We start from the raw sequence: 1,000 nt of genomic DNA, 5'->3' as shown, positions 1-1,000 counted from the left end.
GAGCGGACGGTCCTGATGGATGCCGACGTTCTCGACGTCATCGATACCTGGCCGGTCGACTCGGTCGCCGCTGCGGTGGTCGGCCCATCCGGGGTGCTGGCCAGCCGCGGCGATACGGACAAGGCGTTCACGTTGGCCTCGGTGACCAAACCGCTCGTGGCGCGGGCCGCGCAGATCGCGATCGAAGAAGGTGCGGTCGACCTCGACACTCCAGCCGGCCCGCCCGGGTCGACGATCCGTCACCTGTTGGCGCATGCGTCGGGGGTGGCGATGCGGTCGGCCGAGGTGCTCGCGCAGCCGGGTCAGCGCCGCATCTATTCCAACTACGGATTCGAACTGCTGGCCCGCGCGGTCGAGGGTGCCGCCGACATCGAGTTCGGTACCTATCTGACCGAGGCGGTGTTCGAGCCGCTGCAGATGTCGGGGTCGAAGCTGTTGGGTGGGGCGCAGGCGGCCGGGTTCGGCGGCGTGTCGACCGTTGCCGACCTGGCGGTGTTCGCCCGGGAGCTGTTGCGGCCGGGACTGGTGTCTCAGCAACTGCACGATGAGGCCGTGACGGTGCAGTTTCGTGGGCTCGACGGGGTGTTGCCGGGGTTCGGTGTGCAACGGCCCAATGACTGGGGGCTGGGCTTCGAGCTTCGCGACGGCAAATCCCCGCACTGGACGGGCTCGGCAAACTCTCCGCGCACGTTCGGCCATTTCGGCCAATCGGGGACGTTCCTGTGGGTCGATCCGGCCGCTGACCTGGCCTTGGTGGTGCTGACCGACCGCGACTTCGGGGACTGGACCTACCCGCTGTGGCCGGCGATATCTGATGGAGTGCTGAGAGAAAGCGGGACAGACTAGCGCAACACTGGCCACACAAGGCACAATAGACACGCGCGGCACACACAACTGCATGCTCGATCGGAATACCAGGCCGTTGGGGAAGACGTCCCTCGTATCCGAAGGAGTAGCAGATGCGTGCGTCGAACCAGTTCGCCGACGCGGCGACGGGCGT

1 protein-coding gene is annotated in these 1,000 nt (G+C 66.9%); it reads left to right on the top strand.

The window, feature by feature from the left end; translation table 11 throughout:
* Positions 1-15: 15 nt before the first annotated feature.
* Positions 16-846: a serine hydrolase domain-containing protein gene (locus tag ACWGPE_RS19365; RefSeq protein ID WP_452049376.1), complete on the top strand. Its 831-nt coding sequence runs from the start codon at positions 16-18 to the stop codon at positions 844-846.
* The last annotated feature ends 154 nt before the right edge of the window (positions 847-1,000 follow it).

Source organism: Agromyces sp. NPDC055658 (assembly GCF_053618155.1).
Note: the sequence above shows the minus strand (reverse complement) of the source record. Positions and strands in the feature narration are given on the sequence as shown.